This is a genomic window from Cyanobium sp. ATX 6A2, assembly GCF_024346355.1.
GTDB lineage: Bacteria > Cyanobacteriota > Cyanobacteriia > PCC-6307 > Cyanobiaceae > NIES-981.
This window is the reverse complement of sequence record NZ_JAGQCU010000008.1, coordinates 41,337-54,041: the sequence shown is the minus strand read 5'-3', so window position 1 is coordinate 54,041 and position 12,705 is coordinate 41,337. Positions and strand designations below refer to the sequence as shown.

General features: G+C 71.4%; 9 protein-coding genes and 1 pseudogene. 2 read left to right on the top strand and 8 right to left on the bottom strand.

What is annotated here, in order from left to right; translation table 11 throughout:
• Position 1: 1 nt before the first annotated feature.
• On the bottom strand, positions 2–1,510 hold the full coding sequence (locus KBY96_RS09065; protein ID WP_254979033.1) for a glycoside hydrolase family 13 protein: 1,509 nt from the start codon (positions 1,508–1,510) through the stop codon (positions 2–4).
• Positions 1,511–1,580: 70 nt separating this feature from the next.
• On the opposite strand from KBY96_RS09065, the gene glpK reads away from it, so the two are divergent.
• Together glpK and KBY96_RS09055 are read left to right on the top strand one after the other, a co-directional pair.
• On the top strand, positions 1,581–3,143 hold the full coding sequence (glpK, locus tag KBY96_RS09060; RefSeq protein WP_254979032.1) for a glycerol kinase GlpK: 1,563 nt from the start codon (positions 1,581–1,583) through the stop codon (positions 3,141–3,143).
• Positions 3,143–4,633 (top strand): annotated as a pseudogene (locus tag KBY96_RS09055) (FAD-dependent oxidoreductase); the annotation flags it as partial. The gene glpK and the pseudogene KBY96_RS09055, both read left to right, overlap by 1 nt.
• Here the strand turns inward: KBY96_RS09055 and KBY96_RS09050 are convergent.
• From KBY96_RS09050 to KBY96_RS09020, 7 genes are all read right to left on the bottom strand, one after another.
• Positions 4,527–6,398: an alpha-amylase family protein gene (locus KBY96_RS09050; protein WP_254979031.1), complete on the bottom strand. Its 1,872-nt coding sequence runs from the start codon at positions 6,396–6,398 to the stop codon at positions 4,527–4,529. The pseudogene KBY96_RS09055 and the gene KBY96_RS09050 sit on opposite strands and share 107 nt — an antisense overlap.
• Positions 6,399–6,486: 88 nt before the next feature.
• Positions 6,487–7,512 carry an ABC transporter ATP-binding protein gene (locus KBY96_RS09045; RefSeq protein WP_254979030.1) on the bottom strand — a complete coding sequence of 342 codons (1,026 nt, stop codon included), beginning with the start codon at positions 7,510–7,512 and terminating at the stop codon, positions 6,487–6,489.
• The gene (locus KBY96_RS09040) at positions 7,509–8,330 is read right to left on the bottom strand and encodes a carbohydrate ABC transporter permease (RefSeq protein WP_254979029.1); all 822 of its coding nucleotides are present in this window, start codon (positions 8,328–8,330) and stop codon (positions 7,509–7,511) included. Before KBY96_RS09040 ends, KBY96_RS09045 begins: the two co-directional genes overlap by 4 nt.
• On the bottom strand, positions 8,327–9,166 hold the full coding sequence (locus tag KBY96_RS09035) for a carbohydrate ABC transporter permease (RefSeq protein WP_254979107.1): 840 nt from the start codon (positions 9,164–9,166) through the stop codon (positions 8,327–8,329). Before KBY96_RS09035 ends, KBY96_RS09040 begins: the two co-directional genes overlap by 4 nt.
• 14 nt (positions 9,167–9,180) lie before the next feature.
• On the bottom strand, positions 9,181–10,482 hold the full coding sequence (locus tag KBY96_RS09030) for an ABC transporter substrate-binding protein (protein WP_254979028.1): 1,302 nt from the start codon (positions 10,480–10,482) through the stop codon (positions 9,181–9,183).
• Between the two features lie 8 nt (positions 10,483–10,490).
• Positions 10,491–11,939: a glucosylglycerol-phosphate synthase gene (gene ggpS / locus KBY96_RS09025; protein WP_396122309.1), complete on the bottom strand. Its 1,449-nt coding sequence runs from the start codon at positions 11,937–11,939 to the stop codon at positions 10,491–10,493.
• A gap of 497 nt (positions 11,940–12,436) precedes the next feature.
• On the bottom strand, positions 12,437–12,628 hold the full coding sequence (locus tag KBY96_RS09020) for a Thivi_2564 family membrane protein (protein WP_254979026.1): 192 nt from the start codon (positions 12,626–12,628) through the stop codon (positions 12,437–12,439).
• Between the last annotated feature and the right edge of the window lie 77 nt (positions 12,629–12,705).

Genomic DNA, 12,705 nt, shown 5'->3' with positions numbered 1-12,705 from the left:
CTTAGGGGCCGGCGGCGGTGTCGGCGGCCGCGCTCGCCGCGTCGCGGTCCGGCTCCAGGGCCAGGATCAGGGCCGACCGCCCCGGAACCCTCGCGACGCGCGGCTCCCCGTCGTGGCTGCGCTCGCCGTCCCCAGCCGCGCTGTCTGGCGTCTGGGGCCACAGCCGGTGGCCGGCCCCGGCCGGCGCCGCCACGGCCAGCGTCTCGTCGCCGCGGTTGATCGCCACCCACAGCCGCCCGGCCCCGGCACCCCGCTCCAGCAGCACCAGGTCGTTGTGGGGGCTGGGCAGGAAGCGCAGCTCGCTGGAGCGCAGCGCCGGCTGCTCCCGGCGCAGGGCGCTCAGCCCCGCGATCCACTCCGCCAGGGGGCCGGGGTTGCGCTCCCAGGGGTAGGCCTCGCGGCAGAGCGGCTCCGGCCCGCCCGCCAGCTCCAGCTCGGTGCCGTAATAGAGGCAGGGGGCTCCGGGCAGCAGGAACAGGAACAGCAGGCAGAGCCGCAGCGCGTCCGTGTCCCCCTTCAGCACGTGCAGGGCTCGGGGGGTGTCGTGGCCGTCGAGCAGGTTGAGCTGGGCCCGCCGGGTGGCGGCGGGATACCAGCCCAGCACCGTCTCCACCTGCCTCTCGAAGGCGGCCCGCTCGAGGGGCTGGTAGGGAGCGCTGTTGAGGGCTGGCAGCACCAGGTCGCTGCGCAGGCTGGCGGCCCCGAAGTAGCCCAGCACCGGCCAGGCCAGCGGGTAGTTCATCACCCCGTCGAACAGCGGCGGACTGGCCAGCCAGGGGCGGCCGTCGCGCCAGATCTCGCCCACGATCCAGGCGTCGGGCCGCTCGGCCCGCACCACCTCCCGGAACTCCCGCCAGAAGTCCACCGGCACCTCATCGGCCACATCCAGCCGCCAGCCGTCGATGCCGGCCGCCAGCCAGTGGCGGGCCACCGCCAGCAGGTAGCGCCGCACCCCCGGGTGGGCGTGGTTGAACCGGGGCAGGGCCGGATCGTTCCACCAGCAGTGGTAGCCGCAGTCCTCGCCCGGCCCCGGAAAGGGGTTGAGGGGCCAGCGCTCCACGTGGAACCAGTGCCGGTAGGGGGAGGCCTCGCCGTTCTCCAGCAGGTGGTGGAAGGCCCAGAAGCCCCGCCCGCAGTGGTTGAACACGCCATCGAGGATCAGGCGCATGCCGCGGGCGTGCACGGCCTCGATCAGGGCCGCCAGGGCGCCGTTGCCGCCCAGCAGCGGATCCACCTGGAAATACTCGAAGGTGTGGTACCGGTGGTAGGCCGCCGAGGCGAACACCGGGTTCAGCGACAGGGCGGTGATACCCAGGGCCTGGAGGCGGTCGAGACCCTCGATCACGCCCAGCAGGTCGCCCCCCTGAAAGCCCCGTTGCTCAGGCGGGCTGCCCCAGCTCAGCAGCTCCAGATCCCGCTGGGCCGCTACCCGGCCGCTGCGGCGAAAGCGGTCGGGGAACACCTGAGCCACCACCGCGTCGGCCACCCAGGCCGGTGTTGCAAGCCCCATCGATCGCCTTGGTGCAGTGCTCCCGCAGCGCTAGCAACAACTCAGGGACCCTCGCCATGGATGCCAGCCCATGACCCAGCCGTTGCTGCTCACCCTGGATCAGGGCACCACCAGCTCCCGGGCGGCCCTGCTCGACAGCAGCGGCCGGCGGCTGCAGAGTTGCAGTGCCCCCCTGGCCAGCCGCTACCCCGCCGACGGCTGGGTGGAGCAGGACGGCGCGGCGATCTGGCAGAGCCAGCTGCAGGCGATGGCCGCCCTGGAGCAGCTGCTCAGCCCCGAGCAGCGGCGCGCCGTGGCCGCCTGCGGCATCGCCAACCAGCGTGAAACCACCCTGCTCTGGCGCCGGGCCGGCGGCGAGCCGATCGGCCCGGCGATCGTGTGGCAGGACGGCCGCACGGCGGCGATCTGCGCGCAGTGGAAGCGCGAGGGGCTCGAGCCGCTGCTGCGCCAGCGCACCGGCCTGCTGGCCGATCCCTACTTCTCCGCCAGCAAGATCGTGTGGCAGCTGCGCGAGCACGGGGCCGCAGCGGCGGCCAGCTCCGGTGACCTGGCCTTCGGCACGGTGGACTGCTGGCTGCTCTGGCAGCTCACCGGCGGCCGCCGCCATGCCAGCGAGCGCAGCAACGCCAGCCGCACCCTGCTGATGGACCTGGAGTCGGCCCGCTGGGACGGGCTGCTCTGCGAGGCCCTGGGGGTGCCCCAGGCCCTTCTGCCCGAACTGCTGCCCAGCGCCGCCGACTTCGGGACGATCGCCGCCGGCCTGCCCTTCGCCGGGGTGCCGATCACCGCCATGCTCGGCGATCAGCAGGCCGCCACCCTGGGCCAGAGCTGCCTGGCGGTGGGCGAGGCCAAGTGCACCTACGGCACCGGCGCCTTCCTGGTGATCAACACCGGCCGGGAGATCCGCCGCTCCAGCCAGGGCCTGCTCAGCACCTACGGCTGGCCCGACGCCGACGGCCGGGCCACCTACTGCCTCGAGGGCAGCCTGATGAACGCCGGCACCGTGATCCAGTGGCTGCGCGACGGGCTGGGGGTGATCGAGCAGGCCGATCAGGTGAATGCCCTGGCCAGCAGCGCGCCGGCCCGCAGCGGCCTGATGCTGGTGCCGGCCTTCACCGGCTGGGGCACCCCCCACTGGGATCCCCTGGCCCGGGGGCTGCTGATCGGCATCACCCGCGACACCGACGCCGCCCAGCTGGCGCGGGCGTCCCTGGAGGGCATCGCCCTGGCGGTGGCCACCCTGGTGCAGCTGGCCAGCGAGGCGATGGGCACCCCCCTGGCCCAGCTGGCCGCCGATGGAGGTGCGGCGGCGGCCGATCTGCTGCTGCAGGCCCAGGCCGACGCCACCGGGCTGGTGGTGCGGCGGCGTGCGGATCTCGAGAGCACCAGTCGCGGTGTGGCCCTGCTGGCCGCTAGGCAGGCGGGATTGGTGGCGGATCTGGCGGCCTGGCGCCAGGTTCCCGGCGAGGAGCCGGCCAGCCGCTTCCAGCCCCAGCTGGGCGCGGCCGAACGGGAGCGCTGGCTGGGCCGCTGGCAGGAGGCGCTGCGCCGCAGCCTCACCTGGCACACCTCCGCTGCCCCCAGCACAGCCGCTGCCCCCAGCACCGCCAGCACCACCGCTCCCCAGCCCTGATGACTGCCAACGACCCCACGCCCCGCTTCGACCTGCTGGTGATCGGTGCCGGTGCCAGTGGCGCCTCGATCGCCTTCGAGGCGGCCCGGCGCGGCCTCTCGGTGGCGCTGGTGGAGGGCCGCGACATCGCCAGCGGCACCAGCAGCCGCAGCACCAAGCTGCTGCACGGCGGGGTCCGCTACCTGGAGCTGGCCTTCCGCCGCTTTGATCGGCGCCAGCTGCTGCTCGTGCGTGAGGCGCTGGCCGAGCGCGGTCACTGGCTGGAGGCGGCGCCGTTCCTGGCCCGGCGTCTGGAACTCCTGCTGCCCACCCGCCAGCCGACCGCCAAGCTCTACTACGGCATCGGCCTGGCCCTCTACGACGCCCTGGCGGGCCGGCGCAGCATCGGCGCCAGCCGCTGCGTGTCGGCGGCGGAGGTGAGCCGGAGCCTGCCCCAGCTCGCCCCCGGCCACGGCGGGGTGGCCTACAGCGACGGCCAGTTCGATGACGCCCGCCTCAACCTGCTGCTGGCCCGCACCGCCGCCGGCCTGGGGGTGCGGGTGTGGACCCACACGCCGGTGATCGAGCTGCTGCGCAACGGGGCTGGGCGGCTCAATGGCGCGGTGCTGCAGCTGCCGGATGGCGGCAGCCAGCGGCTCGAGGCGGCGGCGGTGGTGAACGCCACCGGCATCGGCGCCGACACCATCCGCCGCCTGGCCCAGCCCGACGTGGCGCCCCGGCTGCAGGTGAGCCGCGGGGTGCACCTGGTGCTGGAGGCCGATCTCTGCCCCGGTGGCACCGGCCTGCTGGTGCCCTCCACCGATGACGGCCGGGTGCTGTTCGTGCTGCCCTTCCATGGCCGCACCCTGGTGGGCACCACCGACACCGCCTGTGCCGGGGAGGCGGCCGAAACCCCCAGCGCCGCCGAGGAGGCCTACCTGCTCGACTACGTGCGGCGCTGGTTCCCGGCCCACGGGGAGCCGGCGGTGGCCAGCCGCTGGGCCGGCGGACGCCCCCTGCTGCTGCCGGAGGCCGGCGAGGCCGGGGGCACGGCCGGCATCGTGCGCGAGCACGCCGTGGAAACCCTGCCCTGCGGGCTGGTGAGCCTGATGGGCGGGAAGTGGACCACCTGCCGGCCCATGGCCCTCGACGCCCTGGCGGCGGTGGCCGAGCAGCTGGGCAGGCCCCTGCCGGAGCCCCAGGCCGCCACGCCGATCCACGGGGCGGTGGCCGATGGTCCCAGCACCCGCGAGCAGCTGGCGCTGCTGGAGCAGACCCTGCTGCAGCGCCATGCCCCCGCCCTGGTGGCCCACCTGCTGGCCGGCCACGGCCTGGCGGCTGAGGCGGTGCTGGCCTGCGCCACCTCAGCCGCCGAACTGGAGCCCCTCAGTGCCGCGATTCCCCTCACCGCTGCCGAGGTGCGCCACGCCGCCCGCCACGAGTGGGCCCGCGAGCCGGCCGACGTGCTGGAGCGTCGCTGCCGGCTGGGCTTTGTGGATCGGGCCGAGGCCGAGCGTCTTTGCGAGCCGGTGCGGGTGCTGCTGCTGCAGGAGCTGGAGCGGAGCCGGGAGTCCCAGCCCTGCGGCTGACAGCCTGGGGCGCCTCAGGGGTGTCCGCACTGTCTACCCGACTGTCTTCGCTGCGCACCAGCCACCAGAAGAAGCCGTAGGCCGGCAGGTACACGAACCAGTCGGCACTGGCCCTGGGAAACTCGCAGCCCCAGAGCACCTCCCGCACCTGGCTGCCCTCCCAGGGGCTGAGGTCGAGGCGGGTGGCGGCGCCGGCGCCCGACACGTTCGCGGCGATCACCAGGGTCATGCTGGCGCTGCTGCGGGCGTAGCAGAGCACACTGGGGTGGTCGCTGGGCAACAGGCTGAAATCGCCGTGGCGCAGGGCCGGCAGCAGCCGCCGGCTGGTGAGCATGCGGCGGTGCCAGTTGAGCAGTGAACCGGAGAGCTGCTGCTGCACCTCCACGTTCACCACGCGGTAGTCGTAGCCGGGGGCGGTGATCGGCGGCAGCACCAGCAGCGGCTCTGGGGCACTGGAGAAGCCGCCGTTGCGATCGCCATTCCAGGCCATCGGTGTGCGGTTGGGGTCGCGGTCGCGCAACCCCGGCCAGTCGCCCATGCCCAGCTCGTCGCCGTAGTAGAGGCAGGGCAGCCCCGGCAGGCTGTAGAGCAGGGCGTGCAGCAGGGTGTTGGGGCGGGGATCGCCGTTGAGCAGGGGCGCCAGGCGCCGGTTGATGCCCCAGTTCAGCCAGTGCCCCTCGCCGTTGGGGAAGCCCGCGCGGATCGTCTCGATCACCGACTCCTCCACCAGGTGGCCATCGCCCAGCCAGAGCTCGTCGTGGTTGCGCAGGGGTAGGGCCCAGCGGCAGCCCGGCACCAGCTCCTGGGCATGGGCCAGGCAGGCACGCAGGTCGTCCACCTGGCCATGGGCCAGGGCCGCGAACAGCTGGGCGGTGAGCACGAAGTCGAAGGCGGCGTGCAGCTCGCCCTCGCCCAGATAGGGAGCCGATTCGATCACCGGCTGAATCGCCTCGGCCAGCAGCAGCACGTCGCGGCCGCAGGACTCCACTTGCTGGCGCACCCGCTGCAGGAAGGCGTGGGTTTCGGGCAGGCCCTCACAGCGACTGCCCTCCTCCTCGAACAGGAAGGGCACGGCATCGAGGCGGAAGCCGTCCACCCCCCGCTCCAGCCAGAAGTCCACCACGTCGAGCATGGCCGTCTGCACCGCCGGATTGGCGTAGTTGAGGTCGGGCTGGTGGCGCAGGAAGCGGTGCAGGTAGTACTGGCGCACCACAGCGTCCCACTCCCAGTTCGACTCCTCGAAGTGGCGGAACAGCACCGGTGCCTCCGGGTAGCCGCGGTCGTGATCGCGCCACACGTAGAAGTCGCGCTCGCTGCTGCCGGGGGGGGCCCAGCGCGCCCGCTGGAACCAGGGGTGCAGCACGCTGGTGTGGTTGAGCACCAGATCGAGGATCACGCGGATCCCGCGGGCGTGGGCCTGCTCGATCAGCTGCTCCAGGTCGTTGAGGTTGCCCAGGTCGGGGTGGATCGCCGTGAAGTCGGTGATGTCGTAACCCCCGTCCCGCAGCGGTGAGGGGTAGATCGGCGTCAGCCAGATGGCGTCGATCCCCAGCCACTCCAGATAGGGGAGGCGGGTGGTGATGCCGGTCAGATCCCCGATGCCGTCGCCGCTGGCGTCGTTGAAGCTGCGCGGCATCAGCTGGTAGATCACGCATCCTTCCCACCAGTGCCTGGGCTGGTCTGGCATCGGCGCGTTGCGGTTGCGATTCACGGATCTGGTCTAAGCAAAACGGCTGACGCTGCCAACCGCGCTGGCGGGCTCGGTGCAGGTGGCCTCAGCAGCGCTCGCCGCTGGCCTGCTGAAAGCGGTGCTCGTGGCGGCGCTCCCAGTCCAGGCGCAGGCCGTCGCCCAATGCCTGGTTGCCGTCACAGGTCCAGCGCAGCGGCCCCTGCTCACTCTCCAGCAGCAGCAGCTGGCTGGCGCCGTGCCATTCCCGGTTGAGCACCCGCACCGGCAGGCCGCCGCTGCTCACGGCCTTCAGGTGCTCGGGCCGGATGCCCACCACGGTGCCGTCGGCGCGGGGCAGCAGGTTGATCTGCGGGCGGCCGATGAAGCCGGCCACGAACAGGTTGGCGGGGTGGTGGTAGAGCTCCTGGGGCGTGCCGCACTGCTGCAGGCGGCCGTCCTCGAGCACGGCGATGCGATCGGCGATGCCCATGGCCTCCTGCTGGTCGTGGGTCACGTAGATCGCCGGGGCCCGGCCGCCACAGAGGATCGCCCGCAGCTGGGGCCGCAGCTCCTCGCGCAGCTGGGCATCGAGGTTGCTCATCGGCTCATCGAGCAGCATCAACTGGGGCTTGCGCAGCAGCGCCCGGGCCAGGGCCACCCGCTGGCGCTGGCCCCCGGAGAGCTCCGCCGGGCGGCGCCGGCGCAGGGCGCTGAGCTGCAGCAGCTCCAGCACCGCCGCCAGCTCCCGCTCGCGCTGCTCGGGAGCCACCCCGCGCAGCTCCATCCCCAGGCTGAGGTTGCGCTCCACGCTCAGATGGGGGTAGAGGGCGTAGCTCTGGAACACCATCGCCACCCGGCGCCGGGCGGGCTTCTGCTCGGTGATGTCGCGGCCGTCGAGCACAATGCGGCCGCCGTCGCAGGGGTCGAGGCCGGCGATCACCCGCAGCACGGTGCTCTTGCCGCAGCCGCTGGGACCCAGCAGGGCCAGGCACTCGCCGGCGGCCACCTCGAGCGTGATGCCGTCGAGAATGGGACGGCCGCCGATGCGGCGGCAAAGCCCCTCCAGCCGCAGGCTGGTGGCGGTGGTGTGCTCCTTGGCCGTGGCCGTCGCGGGGTCGCTGGTGTTGGTCATCCCTTGATCGCTCCCTGGGTGAGGCCGGCCACGATCTGCCGCTGGAACAGCAGCAGCAGGGCCAGCAGGGGCACGCTGCCAAGCACCGTGGCCGCGGCGAAGGCCCCGTAGGGCACGGTGTACACCGAGGAGCCGGCGATCCGTGCCATCGCCGGGGCCAGGGTGAGCAGTTCGCTGCGGCTGATCCAGGTGAGGGCGATCGGGAATTCGTTCCAGCTGAACAGGAACACCAGCAGGCCCGTGCTCACCACCGCCGGCCCCATCAGCGGCAGCAGGATCCAGCGCAGCCGCTGCCAGAGGCTGAAGCCCTCCAGCAGCGCGCTCTCCTCCAGTTCCGGCGGCAGCTCGGCGAAGGCGGCCTGCAGCAGCAGCACTGCCAGCGGCAGCTGCAGCCCGGCGTAGGGCAGGCAGAGGGCCAGCAGGTTGTTGGCCAGGCCGAGCTGGCGGGCCACCTGCAGCAGGGCCAGGAACAGCAGCACGTAGGGGAACACCGCCGCCGCCAGCAGTCCGCCGCCCACCAGCAGGCGCAGCAGGCCGCCGCGGCGGCTGAGGGCATAGGCGCAGGGAATCGCCAGCGCCAGGGTGAGCAGGGTGCTGAGCGCGCCCACCACGGTGCTGTTGAGCAGGTAGCGCCAGAAGGGCGGATCACCGCTGAGCACGGCCCCGTAGTTGGCCAGGGTCCAGCCGCCGCCCAGGCCGCCGGCGCTGGCCAGCAGGGCCTCGGGGGTGCGCAGGGAGGTGTAGAGCTGCCAGAGCATCGGCCCCAGGCTCCAGAGCAGCAAAAGGGCCACCAGGCCCGCGCGGGTGGACACCCTCATGCGCGCACCTCCGTGTGCCGGCGCCAGAGCAGCAGCGCCGCCGCTCCGGCCAGCAGCAACAGGAACATCCCCAGCATCACCGTGGCGCTGTAGCCGAAGTCGAGGAAGCGCATGGCGTTGAGATAGGCATACACCGCCAGGCTCTCGGTGCTGCTCGCCGGACCGCCGCCGGTGAGCACGGCGATCAGGTCGAACACCCCCAGGGCCTGGGCCAGGCGGAACAGCAGCACGATGAAGATGTAGGGGCGCAGCAGGGGCACGGTGATGCGCCACAGGCCCTGCCAGGGGGTGCCGCCCTCCAGCGCGAAGGCCTCGTAGAGGTCGTGAGGGATCATCTGCAGGCCGGCCAGCAGCAGCAGGGCCACGAACGGGGTGGTCTTCCAGACGTCGGCCACCACCGTGGCCAGCCAGGCCAGCTCCGGGGCGGCCAGGAAGGGCACCGTGGCCAGTCCCAGCAGCTGCAGCAGGCCGTTGATCGGTCCGTAGGGATCGTTGAAGATCCAGCGCCAGCCCAGGGCCATCACGGTGGTGGGCAGGGCCCAGGGCAGCAGCGCCAGGCTGCGCGCCACCCCCCGGCCGCGCCAGCGCTGATGCAGCAGCAGGGCGATCGCCAGGCCCGCCACCAGCTCGAGTGCCACCGACACGACCGCGAAGCGCAGCGTCTGCCAGGCGTCCTGCCAGAAGCGGCCGTCGGCCAGCAGCCGCTGCCAGTTGAGCGTGCCCACCGGCACCTGCTCCAGGCCCGTGAACACCGACTGGGCCTGCAGGCTCAGCCAGGCGTAGTCGAGCAGCGGCCACACGAACACCGCCAGCAGCAGCAGCAGGGCCGGGGCCATCAGCAGCAGACCGCTCACGGGCTCACCTCCTGGGGCCGCGGGGCCAGGCCCTGGCCGCTGGCGCGCAGCAGCAGATCGCTCTCGCGGCCCGCCCTGGCCATGGCCAGGGCGGGGTCGCCGCGGCCGGTGATCAGGGCGCTGAGCTGGCGCTGGAGGATGTCGCTGAGCTGGGCGTAGCCGGGATTCAGCGGCCGCAGCACCGCCTGCTCCAGGGCCTGGCGCAGCTGGGGCAGCAGCGGCCGTTCGGCCACCAGCTCCGGGTCGTCGAACAGGGCGGTGAGCGTGGGCGTGTAGCCGTAGCGGGTTACCAGCTGGCGCTGGCTGGCGTCACCGGTGAGCGCCTGCAGCACCTGCACGGCCGCTTCCGGGTGGGGGGTGCCCGTGAGCAGCGAGAACCCCCAGCTGCCCTGGGTGGCGGCATGGGGCTCGCCCGGCTCGGCCACCATGGTGGCGATGCCCACCTTGCCGGCCACGGCGCTGCCCTCGCGCTGCAGTTCCTGCCAGGCATAGGGCCAGTTGCGCAGGAAGGCAGCCTCCCCCGCCTCGAAGCTCTGCAGGGCCTCGGGTTCGGCGAAGTTGGCCACCGCCTGGGGGCTGATGCCCTCGCGCACCAGCTGCTGCAGCCAGCCCGCTGCCCGGGCCGCGGCGGGGCCGGCCAGCCCGAAGCCCTGCTCGCCGCTGGCCTGGGCCGTGGGGCCCCAGTGGCCGCCGAAGCCGGCGATCAGCTCCAGGAACACGCAGCTCAGCCCCTCGTACTGGCGGCCCTGCCACACATAGCCCCAGCGCACCCGGCCCTGCTCCTGCAGGCGCCTGGAGATCGCCACCAGCTCGTCGGGGGTGCGGGGCGGCGCCTCCATCAGGTCGGTGCGCCAATAGAGCAGGCCCATGTCGGCCACCAGCGGCAGCCTGTAGAGGCGGCCGTCGATGCGGTTGCCGGCGCGGGCACCGCTCACCAGTGGTTCGAGGGCCTCCGCTCCAAGCCAGGGATCCAGCGGCTGCAGCCAGCCGGCGGCGGCGTACTTGGCCGTCCAGGTCACGTCCATCAGCAGCAGGTCGTAGGGGCTGTCCCCCAGCAGCAGGCTGCTGATCGCCAGGTCCGACACCGCGTCGGTCTCGAACGGCCCGCGGGTGACGGCGATGCGCACATCCCGGTGGCGGCCGTTGAAGGCGGCCACCAGATCGGCAGTGGCATCGGCGAAGGGAGCGGGCATCAGCACCCGCACCACGGCCGCGGGCCGGGCCCAGGCCCAGCTCAGCAGGCCGATCGCCAGGGCCAGAGTCAGCCCCAGCCCGATGGCCGCCAGCCGCCCCCTCAACCCGCCCCTCAAAGCGCCCGCAGGGCTCCCAGCTGTTCCTCGGCCCAGTGCTGCACCGTGAACGTGTCCACCGTGCTGGCCATGGCGGCCATGCGCTCACGCTGCTCCTGCTCGGGCATCTCCAGGGCCGCCAGGATCGCCGCATCCATGCTGCGGTGGGAGTAGGGATTGGTGAGCAGGGCCTGCTCCAGTTCCACTGAAACGCCGGTGAACTCCGAGAGCACCAGGGCGCCACCGCGGCCCTGGCGCACGGCGATGTATTCCTTGGCCACCAGGTTGAGGCCGTCCCGCAGGGGGGTGATCCAGCACACATCGGCCTCGCTGAACCAGGCCAGCAATTCCTCGTAGGGCACCCGCAGCGTCGAGAGGCGGATGGGAGTCCAGTCGATGCGGCCGAAGCGGCCGTTGATGCGGCCCACGATCTCCTCCACCGAGCGCTGGATGTCCTCGTAGATGCGCATGCCGGTGGCGGCGGCCACGCAGGCCAGGAACAGTTCCACCCGGCCGTGCCAGTCGGGATGCTGCTCCAGCAGCCGCTCGTAGGCCAGCAGCATCTCCTCGTTGCCCTTGGTGTAGTCGACCCGAGAGGCCGAGAGGATCAACTTGCGTTCGCTGTGCTGCTCGGAGATCTGGGCGGCCAGAGTGCGCACCTCAGCGCTGGCGGCGATGTCGCGCAGGGTCTGGGGTGAGGTGCCCACCGGCGAGGACAGCAGGTGCACCTTGCGGCCCTCGTGCTCCAGCCAGGGCACGGCGGTGGGTTCGGCCAGGGCGCAGCCCACGCGGCGGAACTTGCCATCCACCGGGATCGGCTCGGCTCCCTTCACACCGCGCAGGTTCATGGCGTTGCGGGCGAAGTTGTTGGCGTAGCGGGGAATGTGGAACCCCACCAGATCGCAGCTCAGCAGGCTGTCGAGAATCGCGTCCCGCCAGGGCAGGATGCTGAACACGTCGTTGGAGGGAAACGGCGTGTGGTGGAAGAAGGCGATGCGCACATCGGGCCGCTGTTCGCGGATGTAACCGGGCGTCAGCCAGAGGTTGTAATCGTGCACCCAGATCGTTGCCCCCGGCGCGGCTTCCTCACAGGCGGCGCGGGCAAAGGAGCGGTTCACTTCCTCGAAGATGGGCCAATCGGAGTTGTCCACACTGAACAGCCCAGGAAAGCTGTGCAGGATCGGCCAGAACGACTCCTTGGAGGTGACGTGGTAGAAGCTGGAGATCTGCTCCTGGGTCAGTGGCAGGCGGCGCAGGTTGAAGCAGAGGCCGTCCTTGTCGATGCTGTCGCGCTCGTCGGGGGTGGCGGCTTCGGGATCTTCCCGCCATGAGATCCAGGTGCCCGAGCGCTCCTCGCGGAAGAGGTTGCGCAGGGTGGGGATGATGCCATTGGGGCTCTTCTGATCCACCCACTCACGACAACCGCTGGCATCAACGTGGTCGTCGTAGGGGGAACGGTGATACACCAGCACGAACTTGCTTCTGCCCGGGGTTGGGTCGAGCTCTGGCGCGGAGTGTTTCTGGTCTTCGATTAAGCGCTGTTGAAGTTGATTAACCATGCTTTCTGTGTCTTTTCGGGCAACCCTCGTCGAGCGCATGATGCTATCTGCGGCATCACTCGGAAGGACGTGAAGGATTGCCAGTAAACAGACGCACCTTTCTTATGCTTCATCCACCACACCATGGAACCACAATCCTGTCAACCCGCGTTTCCGCCCGCATTCGTTGTGTTCATCGCTGAAAGCCCTGGGCTGGCAAGGGATGCTGGCTGGTGCGATGCGTCGTGACGCCCGCTGATCGGTGCAGGGTCCAGCCGGCTTCCGCCCACTGTGGGCGGCGCATGCGCGCCCTGCCCTCCTGCTCCAGACCGCCTGATCCAGCCCATCGACGCCACCCACGACTGGACATCACGGATCCCACCGCTCACAAGCCCGACGGGCTGGGCCGAAGCTGAGGGGCCTACCTAATTCCCCACTCGGACGCCTCGAATCGAATCCATCAGTCCGAGAACGTTGAGAAGCCAGACAACCACCGCGACAACAACCACGATGTTCAGGATTCGCTTGATCTTGTGATCCATCGGGATGTAGCTATTGACGAGCCACAACAGCACGCCAATGACGATGAGCGTGACGATGAGTGAAATAAGGTCCATGGGCTGATTTTGGATCGTGAATAATTGGAGCCATGTAGCGTATCAACGGACCCTGAAGGTCACCGCGGCCTGAGGGC

What these genes read in the sequence shown, in the direction of transcription:
- KBY96_RS09065 (WP_254979033.1), bottom strand. Translation starts at nt 1,510, where the DNA reads ATGGGGCTTGCAACACCGGCCTGGGTGGCCGACGCGGTGGTGGCTCAG.
- glpK (WP_254979032.1), top strand. Translation starts at nt 1,581, where the DNA reads ATGACCCAGCCGTTGCTGCTCACCCTGGATCAGGGCACCACCAGCTCC.
- KBY96_RS09050 (WP_254979031.1), bottom strand. Translation starts at nt 6,398, where the DNA reads ATGCCAGACCAGCCCAGGCACTGGTGGGAAGGATGCGTGATCTACCAG.
- KBY96_RS09045 (WP_254979030.1), bottom strand. Translation starts at nt 7,512, where the DNA reads ATGACCAACACCAGCGACCCCGCGACGGCCACGGCCAAGGAGCACACC.
- KBY96_RS09040 (WP_254979029.1), bottom strand. Translation starts at nt 8,330, where the DNA reads ATGAGGGTGTCCACCCGCGCGGGCCTGGTGGCCCTTTTGCTGCTCTGG.
- KBY96_RS09035 (WP_254979107.1), bottom strand. Translation starts at nt 9,166, where the DNA reads ATGGCCCCGGCCCTGCTGCTGCTGCTGGCGGTGTTCGTGTGGCCGCTG.
- KBY96_RS09020 (WP_254979026.1), bottom strand. Translation starts at nt 12,628, where the DNA reads ATGGACCTTATTTCACTCATCGTCACGCTCATCGTCATTGGCGTGCTG.